Origin of the sequence: Nitratireductor arenosus, from assembly GCF_009742725.1 — a bacterium.
Classification (GTDB): domain Bacteria; phylum Pseudomonadota; class Alphaproteobacteria; order Rhizobiales; family Rhizobiaceae; genus Mangrovimarina; species Mangrovimarina arenosa.
The window spans coordinates 1-24,882 of record NZ_WPHG01000003.1; the positions used below are offsets into that span (position 1 = coordinate 1).

Below are 24,882 nucleotides of genomic sequence, written 5' to 3' on the forward strand. Positions count from 1 at the left end.
CTCGGCAACGTCCCGCCGGTCGAGTTCGCCATGAAGATCAGGCTGGAAAAACAGGCCGCATGAGGCCACAAACGAAACCCTCGGACTCTCCCTTACGCTGGAGGGAAGTCGGGGCTCAGGTCACTATTTCTGCTAACCTATTGAAAAATCTGGCGCGCCTTACAGGAGAGACGTCGAACCAGATTTTCGCAGAATTGGAGGACTGGGAGCAAGTCCTGAAACACACATCGCTGGCCAGACCACGGCCCCCGCAGCCGTGACGGGGTGGCCGCCATGTCACAGGATTCATCGGGTAATTCCGGGAGGAAGAAGCCCGAAACCAGGCCGTTTTCCATTCGCCTTACCGACGCCGAAAAAGCCCTTCTGCTGCACCGCGCGGGCTGTCTGCCGGTGGGCGCCTATATCCGGGACCGTGTGCTGGGCGACGGCGTGGCGTCAGAACGGGTGCGCTGGCGCAACCCGGTCAAGGATCACGAAGCGCTGGGGCGGGTTCTTGCCGCACTGGGCCAAACACGGATCGCCAATAATCTGAACCAGCTTGCCAAGGCCGTGAATATCGGCGTGCTGCCGGTCAATGAGGAGACCGAGGCCGATCTTTGTGAAGCCTGCCGCTCGGTGAGCGTCATGCGCTCGGAGCTGATGAAGGCTCTGGGGCTTTCCGGTGGAGATGGGGCATGATTCTCAAAGGCAGCAAACGCGGCGGTGCCTGGGATCTCGGCCGGCATCTGCTCAAGGCCGAGAACGAGCATGTCGAGGTTCACGAGATCAGGGGCTTTGTCGCCGACCGTGTGATCGATGCGCTCAAGGAAGCCGAAGCCATCAGCAAGGGCACACGCTGCCGGAAGTTTCTGTTCTCGCTGGCGCTAAACCCGCCCGAGACGGAAGAGGTGCCTGTTTCCGTTTTCGAGAATGCGGTTGCGTCAATCGAAAAGAAACTCGGGCTTGTCGACCAGCCGCGCGTGATCCTTTTCCATGAAAAGGAAGGCCGGCGTCATGCTCACTGCGTGTGGTCGCGGATCGATGCCGAAAGCATGACGGCGATCGATCTCCCCCACTTCAAGCTCAAGCTGATGGATGTCTCAAGGCAGCTCTACCGGGACCATGACTGGCGGATGCCGGACGGCATGATCGACCCGGCCTTACGCAGCCCACTCAGTTTCGATCGCAAGGAATGGTTCCAAGCCAAACGTGCCGGCACTGATCCGCGCGTCGTCAAGGAAGCGTTCCAGCAATGCTGGGCAGCCTCTGATTCCGGCAAAGCCTTTCGCAGCGCTATGGAACAGCGCGGCTATTACCTCGCACGCGGTGACCGCCGCGGCGTGGTCGCCCTCGATCTGGATGGTCAGGTCTATGCCGTCGCCCGCTGGGTTGGCATCCGATCCAAGGACGTTGTCAATCGGATGGGGAACGATGCAACGCCCCTGCCATCCGTCACCGAAGCCCGCGAACAGATCAAAGGCCTGGTAAGCCAGAAACTCTCCGCATTCGAGCGGGAAATATCCGAGGACTTCGCCCGGGCAGCCCAGCAGCTGGAAGCCGAACGTCTCGTTATGGTCGAGCGGCACAGGGCTGAACGCAGAAAACTACAAACCCTGCATGATGAGCGCTGGAACCGCGAGGCCAAAGCCCGCAGCGACCGGTTCCGACGCGGCCTGCGCGGACTATGGGATCGTATCACCGGCCAGCACGCCAGACTGCGCGAGCAGAACGAGGCAGAAGTCGCCGATGCCAAAGTCCGTGACAACAATGAAAAGCAAGCACTCATAGAACGCCAGCTGCGCGAAAGACGAAGGCTTCAGCAAGAAATCAAGAAAGAACGGATGCGCCATACGAAGGAGGTGACGCGTTTGCGGCACGATGAGCCAGGCAAGCACAGTCGCCGGCGCGTTCGCTCGATTTGTCCCGAGCGCCGAAGAAGCATTGAGCCATGACTTGGCAGCGAACGAGTAGATACAATTGCTTCATCGTGATTAGCGCCTTCTATGCACTTTCCGGCTATTTTGGCCGATCATGCCCATCGAACTTATCGCATTGGTCGACAACTCCGTTTTCCCGCTCGTCATCTTCCTAGGCGGCGCCTTTCTTGGTGTGGCCGCGGAGCGTTTGCGTGCGAGCGCAGCCCGCCGCAAATGGCGGGAGCAAAACGGATCGCGACGGGATGGCACGAAATTCACCAACGATGGCCGTGGCGCCGGACCGCTCGACGCGGCAGACCAGCTCAGGATCGTGATGGAAGCCGAGTTCTCGGTTCAACCGATCCTCAACAAAAGCGAGGCGCGTGTATTCAAGGAACTCGACCAGATGGTGCTAAGCTGCAATCCATCATGGCAAGTGATGGCGCAGGTCTCGCTGGGCGAAATTCTCCGGTGCCGCAATTCGAAGGCGTTCAGCTGCATCAATTCCAAGCGCGTCGATCTTTTGCTGGTCGACGAACATTGCCGGCCACGCCACGCCGTCGAGTATCAGGGGACCGGACATCATCGGGGAACGGCTGCTGCACGTGATGCAGTCAAGAAAGAAGCTCTGCGCCGCGCCGGCATCGGCTATCACGAAGTCGTTGCTGGCCAAACCACGCCCTCAGAGCTGAGGCGTCTCGTTGAACGCCTCGTGGACAAGCCGAAGACTCTCACCCACGCTAGCGCGGCGGGCGCTCGCCTTTCGGCTTAGATCGCGTCCGTGACGACGCCACACAATCGGTCGCCTCGCGCGGCAGCTTTGCGCCCTCGGCTTGGTCGTCCAGCGGTCGAGCTACCAACGGCGGATTTGAGCCCTTCCTCGTCATTAGACTCTTGTCGCAGTTGGGACACTCTGACCTGCTCTCCTGTATTGTCCTCGCTTTGAGGTTAGCCTGCTCCCAGGATTGGTCTGCTACCCGATGCGCCCTCGGCAGGCGCTAGAGTTTTCCGGCCTTGATCAGCAAGACGGGCTGGCTGCGTGTGCCGATTTCATAAGCGCGGCCGGGACCTTGTTCCCGATCGCGCCGTGTGGCTGCTGCTCGTTGTAGTCTCCACGCCAAGCCTCCGAACGGCGAAGTTTCGGCAATACCTAGGGTAGCAACTACTTGCGCACCGCTATCTACGTTCCTATCTTCAAACCCAGCCGCGACATTATGTCAGCAATGCAGACCAATTAACTGTTGACTTTTCAGATTTCCGCGATATTTTAAGTGTACGCACGCCATTTCAGATATTTACATCAAACTCGAGCTATGCCAGTAACAAAGGCAGCCGGCACATTGCGCCGACTGCCTTCGTTTGTTTCGAGCTGCGGTATTGCCCAGTCGCTGTCGCTCGGAGCTGACCACTAGCCCGAGACCTTCAACAAGTCCGATCTAGTGCGCAGAGGCCCCATGACAAGCTGGGCCTCAAAAGCTCGCACCGGTTAGGTCCTCCCAAGACGGCCGCGCGGGCAAGCACAGGACCGCGTCAAATGTCTGCTAAGCTATCTTTTTACCCCGTGGGTAACGGGGACATGGCACTTATTACCCTCGACAATGGCCAGAACATTCTCATCGACGTCAACATCCGCGCCGCTGCAGACGGTGAGGACGAGGATGTCCACGATGTCGCCCAGGACCTGAAGGACAGGCTGCCGCGCGATGATGATGACCGTCCCTACGTGGACGCCTTCCTTATCTCGCATCCGGACGTCGACCACGTCAGCGGCCTGCGCAACCACTTCCATCTCGGACCGCCGGACGAGTACCCGGACGACGACGGCGAAGACCGCATCCTCATCCGGGAGATGTGGTCCTCGCCGATCATTTTCCGCCGCGCCAGCTCCCAGCACAAGCTGGGCGATGACGCCAAGGCCTGGGCAAAGGAAGCACGCCGCCGCGTCGCGCTCTTCCGAAAGGAAGGCCTCGAGGGGACCGGCGACGGCGACCGCATCCTCATCCTCGGCAAGGACCGCGACGGTAAGACCGACGGTATAATGGAGATCGTAAAGCTCCAGGACGAGCTGGTCACCGCTGCCAACCGCGAGGAAGCCGGGCAGTTCGAAGCGCGGCTCCTCGCCCCGATCTACGTGGATCCGGACCAGGAGGATGCGGATAAGCTCATCGAGCTGCTGTCGAAGAACAACTCCTCCGTCATTCTCAGGTTCTCCATTAACGCCGACGGCAAGAAGGACGCCTGCCGCTTCCTTTCGGGTGGCGACGCGGGAGTCGAAATCTGGGACCGCCTGTGGCGGCGCCACAAGGGCAAGAACGAAGACTGGTTCAGCTACGACGTCATGGAAACCCCTCACCATTGTTCGTGGCGTACCCTCAGCCATGATCGCTGGTCGGAAATGGGCGAGGATGTGAAGGTCTCGAAGGACGCGCGTAACGCCCTGTCGCAGACGCGCGATGGCGCCCACATCGTCGCCAGCTGCAATCCCATCAAGAAGGAGGAGCCGAACCCGCCGCACGAGCGCGCCAAGCGCGAGTATGTATCGATGACGGCATCCGACCGGTTCACCTGCACCGAGGAATACTGGGAGAAGCACTCGCGGCCAATCGAGTTTTCGATCACACATGCCGGGCCCGCGTTCAGTCACCGGGTAGCTGCCAAGAAGGTGGCGGCGACGATCGGCATCTCAGCGATTCCTACGGTGGCACGGGGCCACGGGGCGCGGGGTCGCAGGTAAGACGGCCGTGGCAAAGGCTGACATGCAGCGACACGCAGAACATTTCCTGCGTGTTGTCTCCCAATATCCGTATGTCGTCACCGCCGGAATCACCGGCGTTGCCGACACTGCGGCGGTCCTGGCACTGGAGCTTGCTGTTGAGCTCCCTAACGCGGCGCGACTGGCTGGGCAGAGCAACACGGGCGTGCAAGCGGTCGAACCCGTCGAGGTTGTCTTGCGCGGCGATTATCCGCGCCGCTGCCCTGCATTCCGGCTCAGGCATGATTTCCCCCCGGCGATGCCGCACCTCGCGCCGGGTGACGGCAAGGCACGGCCTGTGCCGTGCCTTGTCGACGGTTCCCCCGATGAGTTCTTCGCTCAGCATGACCTCGTAGACGCAGGTATCATGGCGATCGTCGACCAGATGTGCCTCTGGTTCAAGCGGGCGGCAATCGGTCGGCTTGCAGATGATGAACACGGCTGGGAGCCAATTAATCGCGAACTCGCATTTCACCGGGTCGTTTTTGACCGGGAGGACATCCTTGCCAAGCACATCGGCAAGGACGCCGGCGATGTTTGGCTGCGATCGAACTACGTCAAGCGGCTCTTCCAGATCGATGGTGAGAACATCCTTGGCGTCTGGGCCTCGCGCGCAATAGCTCCGAAGAAGGGCAACCTCACGACCTTCCCGTTCACCTACGAGCTTGCCGATCAACCCGGCACTACCATAACCGCCGTGCTCTGGCCGAACGAGAAGGCAGTTAGCAGGGACATTCTTCCTGACGATGTCGCTGACATTGGGCAACTCGAGGCAAGGGCCGAGGCCTATGGCATGGGGGACCAGTTCCGGCAGCTCGTGACAGGTCTCGAAAACCGTTTCGCGGACAAATGGACGGAGGAGTCGATCCCGGTCGTCGTGATTCTCTGCGTGCGCCGGCCGTTCCGCCTGATGGGACGTACTTCGAGCATCGAGCTCCTCGCCTATTGGTTCAGGTATCACCGTCCGAAGGCGGCAAAGCAGCCTCCAGCTTTGACCAAGGACAGTCCTGTCTTCGTGGCGAAGCAGATCGACATGCCAACCCCGACCCTCTTCAGAAACGTCAGCGGCGCCCCAGAACTTCCTGCCACTAGCATCGTCGGCTGCGGCAGCGTCGGATCCAAGCTAGCCATGCATCTCGCCCGCAGCGGCGCGCACATCTTGGCCGTAACGGACAATGGACTGCTGAGTCCTCACAACATGGCCCGCCACGCGCTGGCCCGGAACCCCGTTCCGATGTTTAAGGCCTCCGAGCTCGCCGCCGAACTCGGCACACTCGGCGCGGCCCCGTCACCGCATATCGACAATGTCATTGCGGCACTCGGCAACCCCACCGACCTGCGCAGGATCATCCCCGACGCGACCGGCCTGCTGGTCAACACCACCGCCTCCCGGTTGGTCCGCGAGGCGCTGTCGGCATGCGCTGCTGGCAAGACCAAGGCTAAGGTGGCCGAAGTTGCTCTCTTCGGCCGCGGCGATGGCGCGTTCGTGTTCGCGGAGGGTCCTGGCGGCAATCCATCCCTCTCACAACTTGAAGCCAGTCTCTATGCGACCGTGACGAAGCGGGAGCGGCAGCTCCTGTTCGATCCGGACACGGGCCTGACCCAAGTGCAGATCGGCGAGGGCTGTGGATCGCTGACCATGCCGATGACAGATGCGCGGCTCTCCGCCATGACGGCCATGGCGACCGAAGAGCTTGCACGTATGGCACCGACCGCCACGGGCCAGGTCGCCATCGGTGTCAGGGACCGTACCGGGTTGACGACAAGTTGGAGGAGGATGGACGTTCCGGCCTTCCATCGCGTCAAGGTTGACGGCGGTAACTGGAACCTCGACATCGCCGACGATGTCGTTCGCCGGATCCGTGACGAAATCGCTGCCTACCCCGCGGTCGAGGCCGGCGGCCTGCTGGTCGGCACCTGTAACTCGCGGCTTCGCGCGATCACGGTCGTCGATATCCTGCCGGCACCGGAAGACAGCAAGCGCGGCGCGGCCCTGTTTGTGCTGGGCACCAAGGGTATGAAGAAGCTCGTCAGCCAGCGCTACCGGGAGAGCGGGGGCAGCCTTTTCGACGTCGGTACATGGCACAGCCACCTCGCCGACCAGGGTGCGTCGGCCCTCGACTGGCAGACCGCCAAGGCCCTCGCGGAGGAGCGGCCACCGCCCGCGGTGCTGCTGATCTGCACGCCCAAGCGATTCCTTGCTATCACCGGTACGAACGGGGCCTAACTATGGACTTCTTCGACACCTACTCCCTGAAGGCGCGCCTGTTTCCGGCCATCCTTACCGTGGCGCCAGTGGTAATCCTCTGCCTGCTGTGTGCGAGTTGGGTCGATCCTGGCCTGCCGGAAGCCGTTGGCGCGGTGGCGGTGATGGTGCTGTTCTTCGCCGCAGCCAACCTAGCCCGCCGCTTCGGCCGTGCCAAAGAGCGCGAGATATTCTCGGACACCGACGGCCGGCCGCGCAATCCCGAGTTGACGCACGCCGACAGCACTTTCCCCGCGTCACAGAAGGGCCGCTACCGCGACTACCTAGCCGCACAGCTGGGGCTTCCGGCTCCCACGGCCCACGACGAGCAAGAGCGACCGCGCGACGCCCAGGCATTTTACGACCAGGCTTACGTATGGCTTCGCGAGAACACCCGCGATACCGAGGCGTTCAAGCTGCTGTTCAATGAGAACATCAGCTACGGTTATTATCGCAATTTGCTTGGCCTGAAGCCGATCGGCATCCTGCTCAACCTACTGTCACTGGGCGTGGCAGCGGCTATCGTCCACTACCAGCCGGCCTTCGCGTCCCTTAGCAACGGCAAGCTGGTGGCCCTTGGCGGGTTGGCCGCTATCCACTTCGGCTACTTCGTGCTCGGCGTAACCAGGAAGGCGATGCTTGACGCATCTGCAATCTATGCGCGCCAGTTGGTGCTTAGCACGGAAGCCCTGATGAAACGAACTTAGCGCGTAGCTGATTGCATGGCATAGCCACCAGCAAACGGCTGGACATAGAGCTACAGCACCAGAACCCCACAACCTGCTTGCGGCCCGTGAGATGGCAGAGGGCGCTGGAGCAATCGCTGGCGCAACTCACAGAAGAGAACGCCTAGATTATTGGATACCTTGAGGTATGCAAGTAGTGTTGTAATGACGCTCGACGCATTGCGATTCGACAAGTTTCGACTAGGAGGGCGCGGCATTGGCAAAGTTGCTTTTGATCTTCTCCGATGGGACCGGTCAGGTCGGAGGACTTCGTCCTGACCAGCGGCTATCGAACGTCTACAAAATGTATCGTGCGATGCGGCCCGGCCCAGACTCTCCAATCAGGCCGCACCAGCAAGTCGCCTTCTACGACCCTGGTCTAGGAGCCGGTGAAACCGATGGACTCAGCTTCCGCAGAATTAGGAATACGCTTTCTGCCGCAGTGGGGACGGGTATCGATCAAAATGTCATAGATTGCTACGCGGCGATCATTGCCAACTACCAGCCCGGCGACAAAATCTGCCTCTTCGGCTTCAGTCGAGGAGCTTACACCGTCCGCTCGCTAGCGAACGTCCTGAACCTCTGTGGCGTACCAGCTAAAGGAGTCGACGGGGGACCCGTGTCGCGCTATGGGCCAAAACTGCGCAAGATAGCTTCGGACGCTGTCCGGTACGTTTACAATCACGGAGCTGGTTCCAAGCGGTCGCTCTATGAGGAAGAGCGCGAAGAAAAGGCTAGGCGCTTTCGAGCCAGATACGGCTCTGAGGGCGTTGGCGCGGACGGCGAACCGCAAGGCAACGTTCAGCCCACCTTCATCGGCGTATTCGACACGGTGGCGGCACTTGGTAGTCGACAGGCTACACTCTTAGCTGCCGTCGGCTTCTTTCTGCTCATTCTGTTGACTTGGTGGATTTCAACCGTGGCATCGTGGTGGATTACAGCGTTGTTTGCACTGGTTCCGTTGGCGGCCGCATACTGGACGATCGTAGTGATGGCTGGGCAAGTGAAATACTTCTTCAAAGACCCAGATCGACGCGTGCAGCTCTGGAACCCATTCGACTGGATCGCGATCGCGCGGCATGGACACCTCGCATGGTGGTCGGGAAAGAATTACGACCGCTATGTCGACCGCGAGGTTCGCTTTCTGCGCCATGCGCTCGCGATCGATGAGGCACGCCGGAAGTTCCCTCGTGTGTCTTGGGGCCGGAGCGTTGATGTCGATTGGAACAACAAGCGGGGCAATCACGATTGGATGAAGCAGGTGTGGTTCGCTGGCAATCACTCCGATATCGGCGGAAGCTATCCTGAGGAAGAATCGCGGCTTTCCGACATCGCACTCCAATGGATGATAGACGAGCTGAAAACAGCGATCCCAGAAATTCAGATAAGAGCGGAAATGCTCGTCACCTCGCCCGATCCCCTCGGGCTCCAGCATGACGAACGCGAAGGCGTGTTGGGCAGCCAACCTGCGCTGCTTCGTTGGTTGACCCGCGATCGCTTGACGTGGACCACGCAGGTGCGGAACATTGAGAACCAGGTGACGCTGCATCCTTCGGTCAAGGCACGCTTTGAAGCTGACGCCGTTCCGCAGATGGGGGAAGTAAAGGCCTACCGCCCCTCCAACCTGCACAACCATTCCCAAGTGGCCAAGTTCTACAGCGAAGACCTAGAGGCTCACAATCCTAGCTAAGGGATGCCTCCAGCTGCGAAGAGATCCATGTACGGCGGGTTCCTACCCGGACGGCAGCTTAGGCGGTCAAAAACGGACCGGCAGCAAGCGGCCCCATTCCAGCCATGCGGGCACCTTGCTGGTCTGCGACGATCCGGCGGTCCTTCCCTATTTGTGCGCCATCAGCCAGTTTGTGGCTTCGCTGGCTTTGGACGCAGCGGTGAACACTGCGCGCTTGTCGGTTTTGAGGACCTTCAACCAACTCGCGATGTAGGATGCGTGATCGGCACGCGGCTCGGGTGTGATGGCAAGCTCGCTGCAGAGGAAGGCTGCCCCGAGCTCGGCGACCAATTCCTCCATGGCGTAGCTGTTGGAACCGAACCGGCCGGTGAGATCGCGGGCGAGCCGGGATTTTGCGCCCGACCAATGGGTGAGTTCATGACATAGAGTCGAATAGAAACCTTCGGCGGGCGTCGTTGTGTCAGTACCGGTGAAGCGGTTGCGGTCCGGCATGCGGATGACATCGGCTGAAGGGATGTAATAGGCGCGATCACCGCTCTCCTCGATCACGGCGCCGGTGGCTCGTGCAAATGCTTCGGCGCGGGCGATCGGATCGAAAGCCGGTTCGTCCGGCAGATCGGGCGCGGGTTCGAGCTCGAAGTCTTCGACCTGCGCGGCGTTGAAGACGTGACTGGCCCGAGCAATAAGTCGTTCGGTCGTTCCGCCCTCGCTCGTAACCTCATTCGTCTCCTCGATCTCGAACGTCTTGTAGAACACGACCAACGAGGACTTTTCGCCCTTGCGAACCTGGCAGCCGCGCTGCTGCCATTGCCGGTAGGTGCCCCAGAGATGCGAGGGATAATCGGAGGCAAGCGCCGATATCCAAAGCGAGACGATGTTGACGCCATTGTAGGGATTGCCCGATGCGATATTGGCCGGGCGTTTCATCGATCCGCCCATGTCCCTGATCCAGGGCAGGCGGAACTCGCCGGCGGTTTCGATCGCGTCGACGATCCGGTTAGTGATCTCCTGGTGGACATCGAGTTTCTGATTGCGGGGCATGGCTTTCTCCTTTCGCCGATCTGAGCGCCGCGACCATCGCGGCCTGATGGCGTCCGAAGAGGCAGGGAGGAGCGCCCTTGCACCCCAAGCGGCACGCGCCGGGGCGGGCGAAGCGGAAAGACGGGGCATCCCGTTGCAAGGGTGCGGAAGGCCCCTGCCAGGACAGCCGAAATCAAGGCCGCCGGGATGCGGCCCCGTACATGTCCGAAAGGAGGAGTGCCCGAAAGCAGGTAACGACCTGAGGTGATCAGACCGGGTCGAGCGGTCCAGGCATTAGCCTGAGATGCGCGGAACGGGACAAGCTCAGGGAGCTTTCGACCCCTGCTGCTGAGCAACGGCTATCCGGGCGTCGGTCCGGTTGGTGCTGTCGACGGCATCATGTCCTCGGAGATGTCGAGGTCGATATCTGCGGTGACGGAGTCGGGTGCTGCTTCCGCGTCATGGTCTCGCGCAAGGTCGGGAATCTGAGCGCGGACGGCGCCGGGCATATCGGCCTTAAGGCCTTCGCGTAACTGCTCGTACTCGCCGCGGGTCAGGTTGCCCTCGTCCAGCCGCTCGCGCGCGTCGTCGAGCTTTTGCTGATAGTCGAGAATGTCAGTGCGTTCGTGCTCCAGCGATTCGAGCCGTTGCCACTGCGTCTCGAACTTTTCCCAGCGGGGCCGTCTGTCATCGATTTCCCCTGGTGCAATCACGTCACCAAAGAGTTCTTCGCCGTGCTCGTCGAAGACGCGCAGGCCATCGTCGGTCTTGAAGACGCGGCGGCCATCCGGGAGCACATGCGCCTTGGCCAATAGCCGGTCCATCTCCTCGCGGGTGTGGATCAGCTGGCGTTCGTTTTCCTGCAAGGCCGCGATGGTGGCGGCATCGTAGGTGTCGAGCTCAATGCGGAACTCATTGGCCTCGTCGATGGTGATCATCGCCATGGCGAAGTCCATGAACTCGGCAGCCTCGCCCTCCATCTGCTCCTTGCGCTCGCGGCGTTCTTTCTCCGCCAGTTGGTGTTGACGAGCGGCAAGGCGATAAGCCTCGCCGCTGCTTTGACGGAACGAACGTCGGAGATCGATGGGAGGCGAGACAACCATCATTCACCGCACTTCTTTTTAATGAGCGCGGCGACGATGACCGGTGGGCCGTGTTCGGGGTATTTGCGGAACGCTGCCGTAATATCCGCGTATGACTTGCCGTTCCCGGAGAAGAACCAATTGTAGATGCAGGTCATTCCGGTTTCAGTCTTGGCGCCCGCCGCAACGGTGTCTTTTCGGAACCGTGCATAGGCCATGCCTTCCACGATGCCGTAGACATAGGAGTAGAGTTCCTTGGGTTTCATCTTCTCCATGACGACGCCCGCGGTCATCGGCGTATCGGCCAACGCCGTGGGCGAACATATGCCCGCTGCCAGGCAAACGGCGATTGCTGCCGCTCCATTCCTTGAGAAACCTGTTCTCGAAATCGCCCTCATATCCGACCGGTTTGGTGGATATTTGAAGTGTGGGCTTCGGATTTGGTAAAATATTCTGAAAGACAGGAATTCCGCCGGTACGGCGGGTCGGGATCAACACGAACGCTGTCCGGGGAAGGACGGCACATAAAGGGTCAATAGTGTGGCCATGTGAAAGAAACTTAAGCCATTGAAACAAAACGATTATGAAGCGCATTGCCTACATCCGCGTGTCGACCGCCGAGCAGCGGCCCGACCGCCAGATTGACGGACTGAAACGGATCTCCGACGAACTGCATATCGAGACGCTCTCCGCCGTTGCCCGGCGGCGGCCTGTCTATGAGACGGTGGTTGCCCGCTTGGGGCCTGGTGACACCCTGGTCGTGTGGTCGCTGGACCGGGCGTTTCGCTCGGCGCGCGATGCGCTGAATGAGTTGCATTCCCTGCAAAGCGGCGGGGTGCAATTTCACATTGCCGATCTCAATCTCGATACGGCGACGCCGCACGGCAAGCTGACCTTCACGCTGATGAGCGCGGTCGCCGAATTCGAGCGCGATGTTCTGATCCAGCGCACCAAGGAAGGCATCGCCGCCGCCCGCGCCCGCGGCAAGCGCATCGGGCGCCCGCCCCTCTTATCCGAGCGGCAATTGAGTGAAGCACGCGAACGGGTCGATGGCGGCGAGACCCTCGCAGCGGTTGCCGATGATCTTGACGTCTATGCCTGGACACTTTCACGGGCGTTGAAGCGCGGTGTGGTGGATACGCTCCTTTAGCAGCAAGAAAACCGGCGCGTTGCCGCGCCGGTTTCGGTTGATAGTCAGCCTGATCAATACTCCGAGGCTAGCATGATGGTGAGCACGCGGCGTGTGACACTCGGGTCGGACGGATCGGGACTGCCCATCTCGTAGTCGAGATCGTAATAGTCGATCTTCCAGAAGATGGTTCCGACGCCTTCGTGCTCGATTGCCCCGAAATCATGCTCGCCGTAGGGATCGTTTTCCTCAGTGAAGACGTTGAAATCCCGCACCTTGGCGATGATCTCTATCTGCGCCACAGGAGGCAGCGCGGCGACGCCGCGCGTGATCAGGTGCCTGCCCTTAAGCTCGCTTGCCTCGAACTGGGGGATCTGCATCACAGAGCGGAAGCGGTCGTTCTGCTCTGCGAGCGTAAGGCGGGGGCTCATAATGAGCCCCCGTTGTCGGCCTGATCGACCGGCAGGACGAAGATGACGCCCTTGCGCTGTGCGAGTTCGACCGGGATATGGGCGAATGAGAGGATGCCGCCCTGCTTGCCGTTCTTGCGCGGCCAGATGGCGCCAATCTCCTTGGGCCGGGTGACGATATCGTTGCCGTCCCTGTCCTGCTCGATGCGCGAGAAGGTCACGCGGAAGAGCGGCCTGTCATTGGTGGGTTTGTGTTCCATAGGATGTCTCCTTTGCTTGGTTTGGCGGCTGGACCATCCAGCCGATGCGCGGGAGAGATCGGGCCGGTCACAAGGCCGGCGGTCATGGTCAACACGGCCCTCCGCCAAGGCTTCGGGCCGCAGGCGGGAGGGGTGGAGCGGGCAGGCCATTGAACGGCGGGCGCCGGTCCGAAATAACCGCCATCGAACCGGCTGGGTGGCCAGCGCCGGTAAGGGGATCGGACATCTTTCACCAAGCCACCGTCGGGCCAAGCTCTGCGCGGGTTTGAGCCCACAGGGCCGGAAATTCTGGCAATGAGAGGGTGAATCCGGTAGAATGAAGAGATGAGCAAGACGTCAAAAACGCAGCAGGACAAGGACCTTGCCGGGGCCAGGCAGCGCCGGCTCGTCGCCGCGCATTTGCAGGCCATCGAGGACAGCCCGCCGACGGCTGAGCAGACGGCGATGTTCGAGATGTTCGAGCGCGAGGGCTGGTCCCACCAAAAGCGCCGCGCCTGTATCAAGGCGCGCACCGAGGCCGCAACCGTGGTTCATGCCGCTGAATGACCGATGGCGCGTCCGCATGCGTCAAAATGCTGATATAATTACACTTTCCATAATCCACTGGGTGGCTCGAAGCGCATTCTTCTGGCGATTTCCGGCGTAATCGCCTATACTGGTTGTATGAGCTCCATCGAGACTATCAGCATCGATATCTACCCGTGGGCCGCGCCGACCGAGGCGCAGCGCGCCTGGTTCGATGCGCTCTCGTCCGAAGAAAAGCGCGAAGTCCTGCGCGCGGCGCTTGAGGAAGGCTTTGAAAGCCCTGCCTCGCAAAAATCGATCGACGACATCATCAAGGAGGCGCGCGCCGATCTTTCGCATGCGCCATAGGCTGACGCAGCGCGCGGAGCGCGACCTCAAGGATATCTACCGCTACACCTTCGAGACTTTCGGCCACAAACAGGCCGAGCGATATTTGCGCGAACTCGACGCCGTCTTCGAGCTGATCGCCGACCAGCCCGGAATTGGCCGCGTCTATGAAGGTCGCACACAGCTTTTCGTGCACGGCAAGCACATCATCCTCTACCGGCAAGCGGGTGGACACGTTACCATCGGCCGCGTCTTCCATGGCGCGCAGTCGCGCCCGCGCTGACACTGTCGGGGAGCCGTTTCGTTGCCGGATCGCAAGAAGCCGCCGATTCTTTTTGAGGGTCAGTCCATTCGCGAGCTGCCGCCCATTCCTTACTGGACGCCCGGCAAGAAGGGCTTTGTCGCCGGCGCGCTCGGCATGGCGCTGTTTTGCACCGTCCTGTGGTGGTTCGGCGTGATCGGATAGACTTGGCTAATGCGCTTCCCTGATCTTCCGCCAGGCCGCATCGGCCTGCTGCAAGGTGCGGATCATTTCAGCGCGGCCCTCGTCTCCGGCGAGATGGGTCAGGTCCTCGGATGCTTTCTGGATGATCACCCAGAGCTCGTAAGCGGGCAGGAAATGCGGCTTGGCGCCGCGTATGGTGGCGAAGGGAATGAGCAGTTCCGCCGTCCCCGTCTGAAACGTTCCGCTTGGTGCCGCGCCCCAGACGGGCCGCACGCCCGGCGGCATGGTCAGGCTGATGGAGAGCGAAAGAGAATCGTCGCGCACCGGCTTGGCCGTGCCTTCATAGCGTCCGCCGTCGAAGGTGTTGCCGCGCAAATAGCCGTTATGGAACGCGATGATGCCGAGGGAGCATCCGGCGCTGCCGCTGACCATCACCGAATAGACGCCGCGAAGTGTCTGCACGCTTTCGTTCCTGCTACTCACAAACCCACATAGCTAGTTCTCCTGCCGGGAACCCTGCACGAATCGGCAGGCTCTTATCCAAGCCGTTCCGAGGTGCCGTTGCCGGCATGTCTTACGTCATCTGGATCAAAACCCATCAATCGCCACACGTCATCAAGGCGGTTGATCCCACGGCGGTGTTCCGATGTGCTGAATATCGCACCAACGGTAAGGGTCCGACCGAAAAAGCGCACCACCCAGAGGCTTCTGACAGGGATATGATCTCTGAAGGTGACAAAAAAGTAATCCGCAACCTCCGGGTCTGCGTGGTGGTAGGCGGCAAGATCAAAGAACTCTTCCGGCATATCGCCACGCCAAATATCTCCCCAAACCCGCTCGTTGCCTGGGTAGCTCTTGTCTCCGTGATAGGCGTTAAGTCCGCGAATGACTTTTTGGAGGCTGGTGATAACCCGGGGGTCTTCGGCAGGATAGATACGATACCTGCCCGGCAAATCGGCTGCGGCCCTCAGAATGGGCCGTAGGTCGCGCACCCGCCGCATCCCGTCCTCTTTGCGCAAGCTGCGGGATATCTTGGTTCGCCAGACTTCGTTCACGGCAGAGCGTCCCTCTCCGGCCAGCGACATGACAAGTCGAAAGTGGGCGTCGTCGTCGGAGGCTCCGCCGTTGCACGTTTCGCAGGCCTTGATCGTGATACGCCTAGCCGTGCTGCTCTTCGGGTAGAACCCTTTGGGGATGACATGATCGACGGTGCTCAGACGCACCGCTCCGCACAGTTGGCAAGCCCTCACCCTTCGCTTGTTCATATGGCGTGATACCAGACGGCAATGCTCGTCAAAAGGCGTCACTGACTCCACGAATGGCACCGCCCCGCGCCCGAACTAGCTGGCGCCCGAGCCGGCAAAAGCCTAGCCTCGCGCGGCTGGAACAAAAAACGGTTGGAGCAACAAAAAGCGCCGCCCGGCCTTGAGCCGGGCGGCGTTTATCGTTCGGCATCGGCTCAGGCCGCGTCTTCGGCGTTTGCTTCATCGGCGTCGGTGACCTCGGCATCATCGTCGATACCTGCCTCAAACGGACCGACCACCGCATACCCCTCGAAACGCCCGGTGTAGCCGGTGCCGGGGAAGCCCATGTAGCGCGGTTGCCAGTGCTCGACCTTGGTGCGGTCTTCGCCGGAAAGGCATTTGGCGATGATCTTCTTTTGCAGCTTGGCGGTGGAGGAAAGATGCGCATCGGCTGTCGCCTCGCCCGCGACCTCGCGCAGCATGGCGTTGATGGCGGGCTTGTCGCGCAGGAGGTCGAAGAAGGTTTCGTCCGGCCTCCACCACTCGGCCATGTCGGTCTTGAGCAACTGGCCGAGCCCTTCGATCAGACCGGTTCCGGCTTCGAGCGTCTCGGCCATGACGAAGGTCAGGATGCGCAGCACGGTGTCATCGTCCATAAGCAAGAGCATGGCGAGAATATCGGCCAGTTCGCGCTGATGCTTGAAGAGCCCCGGCGGCACGATGCGCTGATCCTCGTCCTCGCCCGGCTCCTCGATGGCGAGAAGCGTGCGGATCGCCTCGCGTTCTTTTGCGAACTGCTGTTGCGCCGGTGATCCGGCGAGGCTGTCGCGGATATCCTCCGAATGCGCCCTTTGCGGCTCGGGATTCACGCTCCACAGGCTCGACCCGGCGATGATGTGGGCCACCACCAGCCGCAGCGCGACCTTGGGATGGGCCAGAAGCCCGGTGCGCACCGCCGCATGTTTGTGCAGATCGATATAGTTGACCATCGCCTTGGTGCATTCGGGCCGCGCGGGCTTGGTGTCGGCAGCATCACCGCCATCACCGCCTTTGCCCGCCTGTGCCTTTTCCAGCCGCCTTGCTTCCTTGGCGCTGACATAACCTTCATGGAAGGTCACTGCACCGTTGCGAGCAATGGCGATGAACACCTTGCCGCCCTTGGTTCTGGCGACCTTGGCATGCTCCCATGTGGCGAAACGCTCACCGGGTTCGAGGATGACAACCTCTTTCCAGCCCGCCGCGAGATAGGCATCGCGCCTTTCGGCGATGGCCTTGTTCTGCAACGGCCAGAAGGAAGCGGCATCGGCAAAATAACGTTCCTCGCCGAAGAGGTCGGCGATGATCGCGCCCGGATACTCGCCTTCGGCAAAAAGGGCTGCGGAGACGGGAATATGCTGCCCGCCAAAGAGCCAGTCTTTGAGCGCCTGTCCGTAGGGCAGGTATTGCTCTTCATCGGTGAAGAGCTCCCACCATGCCTTTTGCTGCGCCTTGGTGGCGAGCGTCAGAACCCGCACTGTGCCGGGATCGATATCCTGCTTGCGGTAGGCAGTGAGGATCGGGCCAATCAGATTGGCGATTGCCAGCCTTTGCTTGACCAGCCGCTCGGTGACGCCGAACTTCGCCGCCACGTCCGCCGCATCCATGCCCTTCTTCACCAGCGCGGCGAAGGCCTTGTACTGGTCGATTTCGTCCATGGGCAGACGGGCGATGTTTTCTGCAAGCGAGGCCTCGATGGCCCTGGCGTCGTCGCCTTCTTCCATCACCGCGCAGGGCACCGGCTCGGCGATGCCTTCCTCGGCCAGTTTGCGCAGCGCCCGGTAGCGCCGCCCTCCGGCGATGATTTCGTAAGCTTCCCCGTCCGGTCTGACCAGCAAGGGCTGCAGCACGCCGAGCGAGCGGATGGAGGGCAGGAGATCACAGAGATCGCCGCCGCCCTTCTTCCTGACGTTGAGTTTGGAGGGGAAAAGTTCCTTGAGTTTGAGATGGGTGAGTTTCATGGGCTTGGGTCCTTTCATAGCCTAAGAGTTGAAAAGCGAAGCCCTTCGAACCCTGCCCACCGGGCAGACACAAAAAGCCGCGCATGCACCCCTGGCCAGCGCCGAGCGTCCAAAACACAAAGCAACAAAAAGACCACGCCGCCGCCAAAGCGGCGGCGACCATTGATGGACGCAAAGGACCGAAAGCCGGGGGCGCCAAAGCCGAACCGCGCCAGCGGCGCCGCAGGCGGGCCCGACAACACGGCCCTTCGCCAAGGCTACGGGCCGCAGGCGGGAGGGGTGGTGCGGGCCGGAGGGCCTGAGGCTATTGGGTCACGTCCCCGGCGTCGGTGTAAGCTGGATCAAAGGGGTGCCAGGCGCGCGACCAGCGCGGCTGAATGACAAAGCCGGCCGTCAGGCCGTCACTATCACTACCGCGAGGGATCGAAGCCGGATGGCCGAGACAGCGCAGCGGCTCGGTTCACGAGAGCCCGGTCGCGAAGCGACGCGCCGATTGGCTAAAAAGCCGCGACGACTCGACATATCGGCATGCCGTGCGATGATTTCGCCGCTTGGGGACGAACCGGACATGCGGTGGATCCTGCTGTCAGTTGTGCTTTTGGTAAGTGCCTGCTCGGCAGGGCTGGCGCCATCAACCACGCCCGTCACGGAACAAAGCTTCACGGTGTTCGGGCCGGGCAATGCGGTGGTGTGCGAAGGAACCTACCAGCGTGCCCCGGACGCACTGACGGCAAGCGCGCCTGTCGCCTGCCAGGACGGCCGCAGCGGCAGCATCACGATAGACACGCAGGCCAACGGCCACCCCGTCACGGGTATGATTACGCTGGTCGACGGCGCTGCCTCACCCGTCAGCTTCATGCCGATCCTCGGGGACAAACATGCCTATGCCCGCGCCCCGATCCTCAGCCGGGCCCAGATCGACGTCACCCGCCCACCGCTGATTACCAGCCGGCCGGCAGCGCGCGCCGCCCGGGCGCAAAGCAGCGGCTGCTGCAAGGTCTGCACCACCGGAAAGCCGTGCGGCAATTCGTGCATTTCGCGAAGCTACACCTGCCGCAAGGGCGGAGGCTGCGCCTGCTGAGCAGCCGCGCAAGGAGAATTTTATCCACGGGGTCTCCAAACGAGCAGACAATCTGCGCGGACACGCAGGAGCCCCAATGATGATCCATACCGTCTTTGTCGACATGGCCGGCTTCAGCGCGATTACCGACGTCTATGGCGATGCCTCGGCGCTGGCCATCCTGGAGCGCTTCGAAGCCTTGGTGTTGAACGCCGTCGGACAGAGCGGAACGGTCGCCAAATGGATCGGCGACGAGGCCATGCTGGTCTTTGCCGATCCAGCGACCGCGATTCTGGCAATGGGGCGGCTGATACCAGCCAGCCGCACGATCGCGGAAATACCGCTGATCAGGGTGGCCCTGCATGACGGGCCGGTCGTCGAAAGAAACGACGATGTTTTCGGCGCCACCGTCAATATCGCGTCGCGCATCGCAGATGCCGCAAGCCGGCTTGGCATTGCCTCGCATTCGCTCGGTTCACGTGCGTTGCGGTCCGTCACCAAGCCTGTCGAACTTCACTCGGTCCATGTGGCGCGGGAAATCGACCCAGCGTGGATCGATCCGGTCTGCAAGATGGCCGCCTCACAGTCGACTTTCGAGACGAGGCCTCCTGGACGGGCCCTGGTTCTGTTCCGAAGGCTGCGAGCGAGCCTACAGGGCATCGCCGGACACATACCAGGTGTCTTCAGGAAGATAGCCGGTTGGCTCGGAAGACAACCGCGGTATCGGCGACGCGCCCGGACCATGCTATAATACCAACCCAAAAATTCAGGGAGGACTGCCATGTACGTGCATTCCCTGATTGCCGGCCTGCTGTTCGCCACGGTTGCCAGCGCCGGGGATATGCCGGTCTTCCACACGCTGCGTTTGGACAACACGACCGTCAATCTCAGCCTGCTCAGCAGCCTGGGCTCGACAGAACCCGGATATGACTTCGACGTCATCGTCGGATTGACGGAGCTGGATGGCAGCGGCCAGCGGATATTCCGCGACCGCGGTGGGCATCGCGCCCGGGTGCGTTGCGGCGCCCCGGCGAGCGTTTTCGTTGGCGGAGCCGACCATGCGATCGGCCTTGCCACCACATCTCACGAACCCAGGGATTGGAAGACCGATCTCTGGCGCTCGATCTGTACCGTGCCGACATCGTGAACTGGTGGCGAAAAGGAGTTGTAAAGCGAATGTCGCCCCCTATTGGCTGCGCTGATCGTCGCCGTCCTCCCCGTCGGCGTCGCGACCGTCCGCTGATATCGGCAGCGCCGCTCTGCTTCCGGCAGCTTCATCAGAATATCACCTTTCTATTCAATAATATCAGATATTGCTTTTTCAATTACCTGAACTATAATTTTACTTTCCGTATCATTCTCGCAGGAGGGATAGCATAAAACCTTGAATTTATCGTATCGTTGTTGTTTAATTTTTGCGATGCATATATTATAGTGAGGAAGCTGATCACGCAAAGCGATCTCAATCTCAGTTAAGAATTCGAAGCTATACAGTTTCGAATTGTTGGGCGGAATGATGATGAAGCGACGTCGCATATTTCGTTTCACCTTACTGGCTGCCGGCCATCAAGAATCCAAGACCGACGACGATGAGAGCGACGCCCGCGATCCGAATGCTATCGAAACTTTCGTCAAGAACAAACGCGCTTAACAGGGAGACGAAGACGTAGGTTAAACCCATCCCTGGAAATATTATCATGATGTCATATTGAGATATGAGCACCACATAACCTGAAAGAGATAACGCAAATAAAAATAGTCCGCCAATAAATCGCGCACTCGTTAGAAGGCGAATGATAATTGCGATATCGATCCTCTCTGCGTGCAACGATGATCTAGCTTCCAGTTTCAGCAATAGCTGTGACGCGGCGTTTGCCCCCGAAGAGATGACCAAGACCGTTGGAATATCCATTACATCACCGGTTTGGCGGCCGCAGCTTTCCGATGGCTGCGGCCGCGCTTTTCGGGTTACAGCAAGAGCGACTTTGTCGCTTTTCTCATGGGGGTCTTTGCCCTGCCAGCGCTTCGTTCCTAGAAGTACCGGGTGAACCGGAGGAAGCCAGACGTCGTTCCGCCGAGATTTTCGATTTTGCTGTGGGCAAGTTCGCCGCGCACCTCGAAATTCTCAACAGGCATCCAAACCGTCGAGATTTCCGCCGCGAAAGCATCGATACCAGTGGTCACCAGGCCTGCATGCAAGTTGCTGTAGTAGTGCCCAGCCACGGAAATGCCGAGTTGTTCATTAAACTGATGGTTGTAGGATGCCAGCGCTGACCATTCGGCGCTGATGGCGTCGAACTGGCCTGTAGAATAGATATTGGCGTTGTTGGCATACGTCCCGATCAGGCGAAGTGACGAACCAGGCATATTTGGCATGTTGACATGCAGACCAAGCTTAGCAGCCCATCCGTCCGTACCCAAAAACGATTCATCGTAGCCGAATTGTGCCCACGCGCCGCCCCAGCCTTGGTTAACGCCGGCCTTGACAACGACATCTGGCAAATATCCGTCACCCGCTAGCGCATCATCCTCCAGCGAGACCGTCCCATAGTAACCGGGGCCGCCCCTGAACGTGTAGGAAACCTGCGCTCGTTGCTGATAGCCATAGCCCAAGCCTGACCAGGAGTGGGAGCCTGGGAAGTTGGACACACCGCCGCCTTGGGTTCTTGTCCAGGCGGACTCGGTATATCCCATGCGCAGGCCGCCGAGTTCCAAGTAGGCCTGGTCGAAAACCGCCGGGCCGTCTCCCACACCGTTCCAATTTGCTTCGAGCCGAATGAACGATCGAAGCAAACCCCATTCAGTCTGCGAGCGAGCATCGAAGTTCAACCGGGCGCGTACTGTCTTGTAAAAGCCTTCGGTGACCGGATCACCTGGATGAAAGGTGAGCGGTGGCGTATCTCCAGCGTCCCGGCTCTCAGCGCCAATCTGATAATAGACGTAGCCCGAGATCTGTAGACACGTTTCGGTGCCGGGAATGTAAAAGAAGCCGGCACCATAAGCGTCACAGACGCGTACATATTCAACCGGCTCCGGTTCGGCAATAATGATCGCGTCGGCTGCTCTCGCCGATGTAATCCCTGCAGCGCTGGCTGCGCATGACAAAAGTACTAATATTTTCTTCACGTTGCCCACCTCCGTTGTTTGCGGGTTAACCAGCCGAAGACAGAGGCGCCACAAACGTCCATCCCGACTGCCGGAGAAATAAGGGGCGGAAGCCTGTCGAGATTTTTCCTCCAACTTTACATCTGCGTAAGATACGTTGCATTCGCCCTCTTGCACGAATGCTGTTGCCGATTGGCAACATTCGCATGGACCCTTTTTCCGGCCGATCATGACGTTTGTCAGATTCGTAAGTCGGACGAAAAGGCGAAGTGAACCGCGGCCTCTAGTTTCGTTCACGCATCGGTACTGAGCTCCGCGTTCTTCAGGAGGCAAGGGTCGATACCCTCTCTGAGAGAACGTTGCGGCCGCCGCCGGAGCAGTCGTCTGGGTGAGCAACCTGTCACCCCGTAGAAATTGGAGAAAACAATGACCCGCATTACCGCAATCACTACCGCCTTTTTGCTTAGCTCAGCATCTCTGGCTTTCCCTCACCAGCAGACGGTTGATCCTTTGACGACTTCATCTGTCTCAAACGCGCAGCGCGTGGAAGCGTTGCTGCAAGGAGAAGGCAGACCCGGTGACTCGGTGACTTCAGTTTCTGATCCGAACGTTACGTTTACTGTGATGGAAAACGGGCTGGTTGAAAGAAGGAACGATCGCTACGGCACAGTCCAATACATTCGGCCCCTCGCACCGTGGGAGCGTGGTTTTGACTACCGGGGGGGGCGGTAGTTCGTCGGCGAGCATTTTTACAGAGATGTAAACACGGAGAAAAGCGCAGCTTAACTCCCTCTGTAAGGGTACACCCGCATCTCTAGATGAAAAAGCATCTCCATGTGATGCCCTTTACCCGCCCGCGTACCTGACCTCCGCGGGCGGGTTTTTCAATAAACTATCGCCCAGCTTCGGAAACCGAATGTGAACGGCCAACCCCGGCTTGTTGTTTGCTAGGTAAAGCGTAGCACCATGTAGATCAGATATGGCCTTTACCATGCTCAGTCCCAGCCCCGAGCCTTCCGTCCGTCGGCTTTTGTCCAATCGATAGAAGCGTTTGAGAACGTTCAATCGTTCTTCAACCGGAATGCCAGGGCCGTCGTCTTTGACCACAATAACGACCTCCCCCTTCTGCGTTTCGCTTCCAAGTTCAATCTGCGAACCGGGCGGCGTGTGACTAATGGCATTTTGGACTAGGTTGGCTAGCATCTGTCTAAGCAGATCCGGATCACCCCGTAGCATGGTTTGGCCGCCCCGCTCCATGGCAAGACGAATGTGACGACCGTTGTTGCCCGCAATATCAGCATAAACTTCGAATACATCCTGGAGAAGTTCATTCACGTTAATTCGCCGAAACCGTTGGCGTTGCACCCCGGCCTCGATCTGGGAAATGCGCAAGAGCGCATCGAACGTTGCGGTGATCGCGCGGATATCAGTCAAGGCCGTTTGAATCAGCGGATGGGCGGCGCTAAGGGTTGAGGCTTGTGCCGCTGCCTCCAGCAACAGGAACAAGCGGGAGATTGGAGTCTTGAGATCATGAGCAATGTCGGTGGTAACCTGCCGCATGGCATTGACGCTGGCTTCAAGGTAGGCAAGTGACACATTTACCTCTTCTGCTAGCGCGTCAATGTCATCCATGCGCGACGAGACTGGCAAGCGCGTTGAAAGCTTACCGGAAGCTACCTCGCGCATGACGGCCGACAATGCTGCGATCCGCTTTCGCGTCCTCAAGGCAAGAAAGGCGCCCCCGCCTAGACCGGTCGCGAGCAGTATGGCCGTCGCCCAACCGAAACTTGTCAGGGCGATACTGCGCAGGCTGTTGGTATCATCGTAGCTTACGCCTATGATGAGTTCCGCTGGGCCGAGCGCGTTCCGATAGAGTCGATAGTTGACTGGGATGGCATTGTGACTACTCGCATCAAGGGTAGAAAAGCCTGGCGATGCGTCAGTGATGTCGATGTTCCCGGCGAGCAGAGTGCCATCCGGTGCGCGTAGCGAATAGATTGTTTCCTGACCTCGGATAGCGGGACCGTGGTTTTCAATCATCGCGCTGGCGCCGGCTAGTCCTCGCTTGTCGAAAGCTGTTTGGATTTCTCGGAAGCGCTCCATCACGTGCGAATCAAGACGCTGGCTGAGGTGACTGGCGACCATATTGTAGGCGGCCAAATTCACCCCAAGATAGCAGACCAGAAAGAGAGCCAAATAAAGTATTGCAAGGCGGAACGACGTAGTGCGTGCGATACTACCTTGGGACATGAAGGCTGTAACCGGTGTTTCGTGTCGTATGAAGCAAAGAAACCTCAAACGGCTTATCGATCTTGCTCCGCAGCCTGCTGACATGCGTCTCGACGACCGTACTCTGTGGATCGAAATTGAAATTCCATATACGTTCCAAGAGCATGTGTTTGGTCAGGATGCGACCTTCGTTGCGCATGAGAATTTCCAGCAGGGCAAATTCTCGCGGCAGAAGATCAATTACTTTGCCTTGTCTCTTGGCCACTCGTCGCACGAGGTCCAATTCGAGGTCTGCCACTTGCAGGTGAGTTTTCTCGCCGGACATCGGAGGGCGGCGCCCAAGGGCACTGACGCGCGCCGTTAGCTCGGAAAACGCAAACGGTTTCACCAGATAGTCATCTGCGCCCGCTTCCAGTCCCGCGACACGATCTTCCACTCCTCCAAGGGACGTGAGAAACAAGATTGGAATCTTGCCACCGGCTGCACGTAGGCTCTTTACAAGCGCAAGGCCATCCAACCCGGGTAGCATGCGGTCAACGATGGCCACGTCATAGGGCTCTCTAAGGCCGATACCGAGTGCATCGCGACCATCCTTCAGAATATCAACCGTGTGTCCCGACGAATGCAATCCGCTGGCAATGTAGTTGCTGGTCCGGTCATCGTCCTCGACCAGGAGTATTTTCATTGTGGTCGCCTTCTCGGTTGTAGTTATGCCGACATGGGTGACCTCTGGCAGGGGCAA

Annotated in this window: 28 protein-coding genes; 16 read left to right on the plus strand and 12 right to left on the minus strand. The window is 59.9% G+C overall.

The annotated features are described in order from the left end of the window. The first annotated feature begins 273 nt into the window (after positions 1–273). The 7 genes from mobC to GN330_RS11985 all read left to right on the plus strand — a co-directional run bounded on the left by mobC (position 274) and on the right by GN330_RS11985 (position 9,307). Positions 274–678, plus strand: a complete 405-nt coding sequence (gene mobC, locus GN330_RS11955; RefSeq protein WP_156713718.1) for a plasmid mobilization relaxosome protein MobC — start codon at positions 274–276, stop codon at positions 676–678. After that, positions 675–1,931 carry a relaxase/mobilization nuclease domain-containing protein gene (locus tag GN330_RS11960; RefSeq protein ID WP_156712950.1) on the plus strand — a complete coding sequence of 419 codons (1,257 nt, stop codon included), beginning with the start codon at positions 675–677 and terminating at the stop codon, positions 1,929–1,931. Before mobC ends, GN330_RS11960 begins: the two co-directional genes overlap by 4 nt. 79 nt (positions 1,932–2,010) lie before the next feature. Then, positions 2,011–2,667: a DUF2726 domain-containing protein gene (locus tag GN330_RS11965; protein ID WP_156712951.1), complete on the plus strand. Its 657-nt coding sequence runs from the start codon at positions 2,011–2,013 to the stop codon at positions 2,665–2,667. A gap of 762 nt (positions 2,668–3,429) precedes the next feature. Further along, the gene (gene mblB / locus GN330_RS11970; RefSeq protein ID WP_156712952.1) at positions 3,430–4,629 is read left to right on the plus strand and encodes an anti-phage 6A-MBL system MBL-fold protein; all 1,200 of its coding nucleotides are present in this window, start codon (positions 3,430–3,432) and stop codon (positions 4,627–4,629) included. Between the two features lie 7 nt (positions 4,630–4,636). Continuing rightward, positions 4,637–6,874, plus strand: a complete 2,238-nt coding sequence (gene cap2-3, locus GN330_RS11975) for an anti-phage 6A-MBL system cap2_3 protein (RefSeq protein WP_156712953.1) — start codon at positions 4,637–4,639, stop codon at positions 6,872–6,874. A 2-nt stretch (positions 6,875–6,876) separates the two neighbouring features. Beyond that, complete coding sequence (locus tag GN330_RS11980) at positions 6,877–7,599, plus strand: hypothetical protein (RefSeq protein WP_156712954.1); 723 nt, start codon at positions 6,877–6,879, stop codon at positions 7,597–7,599. A gap of 235 nt (positions 7,600–7,834) precedes the next feature. Next, on the plus strand, positions 7,835–9,307 hold the full coding sequence (locus GN330_RS11985; RefSeq protein WP_156712955.1) for a T6SS phospholipase effector Tle1-like catalytic domain-containing protein: 1,473 nt from the start codon (positions 7,835–7,837) through the stop codon (positions 9,305–9,307). 147 nt (positions 9,308–9,454) lie between these two features. Here the strand turns inward: GN330_RS11985 and GN330_RS11990 are convergent, their stop codons facing one another. From GN330_RS11990 to GN330_RS12000, 3 genes are all read right to left on the minus strand, one after another. Continuing rightward, positions 9,455–10,348, minus strand: coding sequence for an ArdC family protein (locus tag GN330_RS11990; protein ID WP_156712956.1), 894 nt, complete (start codon positions 10,346–10,348; stop codon positions 9,455–9,457). 338 nt (positions 10,349–10,686) lie between these two features. Then, on the minus strand, positions 10,687–11,433 hold the full coding sequence (locus GN330_RS11995; RefSeq protein WP_156712957.1) for a hypothetical protein: 747 nt from the start codon (positions 11,431–11,433) through the stop codon (positions 10,687–10,689). Further along, a complete protein-coding gene (locus tag GN330_RS12000; protein WP_156712958.1) occupies positions 11,430–11,702 on the minus strand; it encodes a hypothetical protein in 273 nt (90 codons plus the stop codon). Before GN330_RS12000 ends, GN330_RS11995 begins: the two co-directional genes overlap by 4 nt. Positions 11,703–11,992: 290 nt before the next feature. Here GN330_RS12000 and GN330_RS12005 point away from each other — a divergent pair, with 290 nt between their 5' ends. Continuing rightward, on the plus strand, positions 11,993–12,559 hold the full coding sequence (locus GN330_RS12005; RefSeq protein WP_156712959.1) for a recombinase family protein: 567 nt from the start codon (positions 11,993–11,995) through the stop codon (positions 12,557–12,559). Positions 12,560–12,612: 53 nt separating this feature from the next. Here GN330_RS12005 and GN330_RS12010 read toward each other — a convergent pair whose 3' ends face one another. Next, positions 12,613–12,969, minus strand: a complete 357-nt coding sequence (locus tag GN330_RS12010) for a DUF3768 domain-containing protein (protein ID WP_246188661.1) — start codon at positions 12,967–12,969, stop codon at positions 12,613–12,615. Further along, positions 12,966–13,208: a hypothetical protein gene (locus GN330_RS12015; protein ID WP_156712960.1), complete on the minus strand. Its 243-nt coding sequence runs from the start codon at positions 13,206–13,208 to the stop codon at positions 12,966–12,968. Before GN330_RS12015 ends, GN330_RS12010 begins: the two co-directional genes overlap by 4 nt. Positions 13,209–13,532: 324 nt before the next feature. Here GN330_RS12015 and GN330_RS12020 point away from each other — a divergent pair, with 324 nt between their 5' ends. The 4 genes from GN330_RS12020 (at position 13,533) to GN330_RS12035 (ending at position 14,526) form a co-directional block, all read left to right on the plus strand. Next, positions 13,533–13,754 carry a hypothetical protein gene (locus tag GN330_RS12020; RefSeq protein ID WP_156712961.1) on the plus strand — a complete coding sequence of 74 codons (222 nt, stop codon included), beginning with the start codon at positions 13,533–13,535 and terminating at the stop codon, positions 13,752–13,754. A 117-nt stretch (positions 13,755–13,871) separates the two neighbouring features. Then, complete coding sequence (locus GN330_RS12025) at positions 13,872–14,081, plus strand: hypothetical protein (RefSeq protein ID WP_156712962.1); 210 nt, start codon at positions 13,872–13,874, stop codon at positions 14,079–14,081. Next, positions 14,071–14,343 carry a type II toxin-antitoxin system RelE/ParE family toxin gene (locus tag GN330_RS12030; protein WP_156712963.1) on the plus strand — a complete coding sequence of 91 codons (273 nt, stop codon included), beginning with the start codon at positions 14,071–14,073 and terminating at the stop codon, positions 14,341–14,343. Before GN330_RS12025 ends, GN330_RS12030 begins: the two co-directional genes overlap by 11 nt. Before the next feature lie 21 nt (positions 14,344–14,364). Further along, positions 14,365–14,526, plus strand: a complete 162-nt coding sequence (locus tag GN330_RS12035; protein ID WP_156712964.1) for a hypothetical protein — start codon at positions 14,365–14,367, stop codon at positions 14,524–14,526. A gap of 6 nt (positions 14,527–14,532) precedes the next feature. On the opposite strand, the gene GN330_RS12040 is transcribed toward GN330_RS12035, so the two are convergent. The 3 genes from GN330_RS12040 to GN330_RS12050 all read right to left on the minus strand — a co-directional run bounded on the left by GN330_RS12040 (position 14,533) and on the right by GN330_RS12050 (position 17,746). Further along, positions 14,533–14,967 carry a hypothetical protein gene (locus GN330_RS12040; RefSeq protein WP_156712965.1) on the minus strand — a complete coding sequence of 145 codons (435 nt, stop codon included), beginning with the start codon at positions 14,965–14,967 and terminating at the stop codon, positions 14,533–14,535. A 74-nt stretch (positions 14,968–15,041) separates the two neighbouring features. Beyond that, complete coding sequence (locus GN330_RS12045) at positions 15,042–15,560, minus strand: hypothetical protein (protein WP_156712966.1); 519 nt, start codon at positions 15,558–15,560, stop codon at positions 15,042–15,044. A gap of 404 nt (positions 15,561–15,964) precedes the next feature. After that, a complete protein-coding gene (locus GN330_RS12050) occupies positions 15,965–17,746 on the minus strand; it encodes a ParB/RepB/Spo0J family partition protein (protein ID WP_197435141.1) in 1,782 nt (593 codons plus the stop codon). 433 nt (positions 17,747–18,179) lie between these two features. Between GN330_RS12050 and GN330_RS12055 the strand changes: the two genes are divergently transcribed. The 3 genes from GN330_RS12055 to GN330_RS12065 all read left to right on the plus strand — a co-directional run bounded on the left by GN330_RS12055 (position 18,180) and on the right by GN330_RS12065 (position 19,953). Beyond that, the gene (locus GN330_RS12055; protein ID WP_156712968.1) at positions 18,180–18,827 is read left to right on the plus strand and encodes a hypothetical protein; all 648 of its coding nucleotides are present in this window, start codon (positions 18,180–18,182) and stop codon (positions 18,825–18,827) included. 76 nt (positions 18,828–18,903) lie between these two features. Next, entirely contained in the window at positions 18,904–19,557 is a 654-nt protein-coding gene (locus tag GN330_RS12060) for an adenylate/guanylate cyclase domain-containing protein (protein WP_246188662.1), read from the plus strand. Positions 19,558–19,587: 30 nt separating this feature from the next. Beyond that, complete coding sequence (locus GN330_RS12065) at positions 19,588–19,953, plus strand: hypothetical protein (RefSeq protein WP_156712969.1); 366 nt, start codon at positions 19,588–19,590, stop codon at positions 19,951–19,953. A 402-nt stretch (positions 19,954–20,355) separates the two neighbouring features. Here GN330_RS12065 and GN330_RS12070 read toward each other — a convergent pair whose 3' ends face one another. Together GN330_RS12070 and GN330_RS12075 are read right to left on the minus strand one after the other, a co-directional pair. Then, on the minus strand, positions 20,356–20,718 hold the full coding sequence (locus GN330_RS12070) for a hypothetical protein (RefSeq protein WP_156712970.1): 363 nt from the start codon (positions 20,716–20,718) through the stop codon (positions 20,356–20,358). Between the two features lie 119 nt (positions 20,719–20,837). Then, entirely contained in the window at positions 20,838–21,932 is a 1,095-nt protein-coding gene (locus tag GN330_RS12075; RefSeq protein WP_197435142.1) for a porin, read from the minus strand. 405 nt (positions 21,933–22,337) lie between these two features. Between GN330_RS12075 and GN330_RS12080 the strand changes: the two genes are divergently transcribed. Next, positions 22,338–22,643, plus strand: coding sequence for a hypothetical protein (locus GN330_RS12080; RefSeq protein ID WP_156712972.1), 306 nt, complete (start codon positions 22,338–22,340; stop codon positions 22,641–22,643). 114 nt (positions 22,644–22,757) lie between these two features. On the opposite strand, the gene GN330_RS12085 is transcribed toward GN330_RS12080, so the two are convergent. Together GN330_RS12085 and GN330_RS12090 are read right to left on the minus strand one after the other, a co-directional pair. Further along, positions 22,758–24,161, minus strand: coding sequence for a sensor histidine kinase (locus tag GN330_RS12085; protein WP_156712973.1), 1,404 nt, complete (start codon positions 24,159–24,161; stop codon positions 22,758–22,760). Next, positions 24,148–24,825, minus strand: a complete 678-nt coding sequence (locus GN330_RS12090) for a response regulator (protein WP_156712974.1) — start codon at positions 24,823–24,825, stop codon at positions 24,148–24,150. The genes GN330_RS12085 and GN330_RS12090 overlap by 14 nt, the downstream gene beginning before the upstream one ends. Positions 24,826–24,882 lie beyond the last annotated feature (57 nt).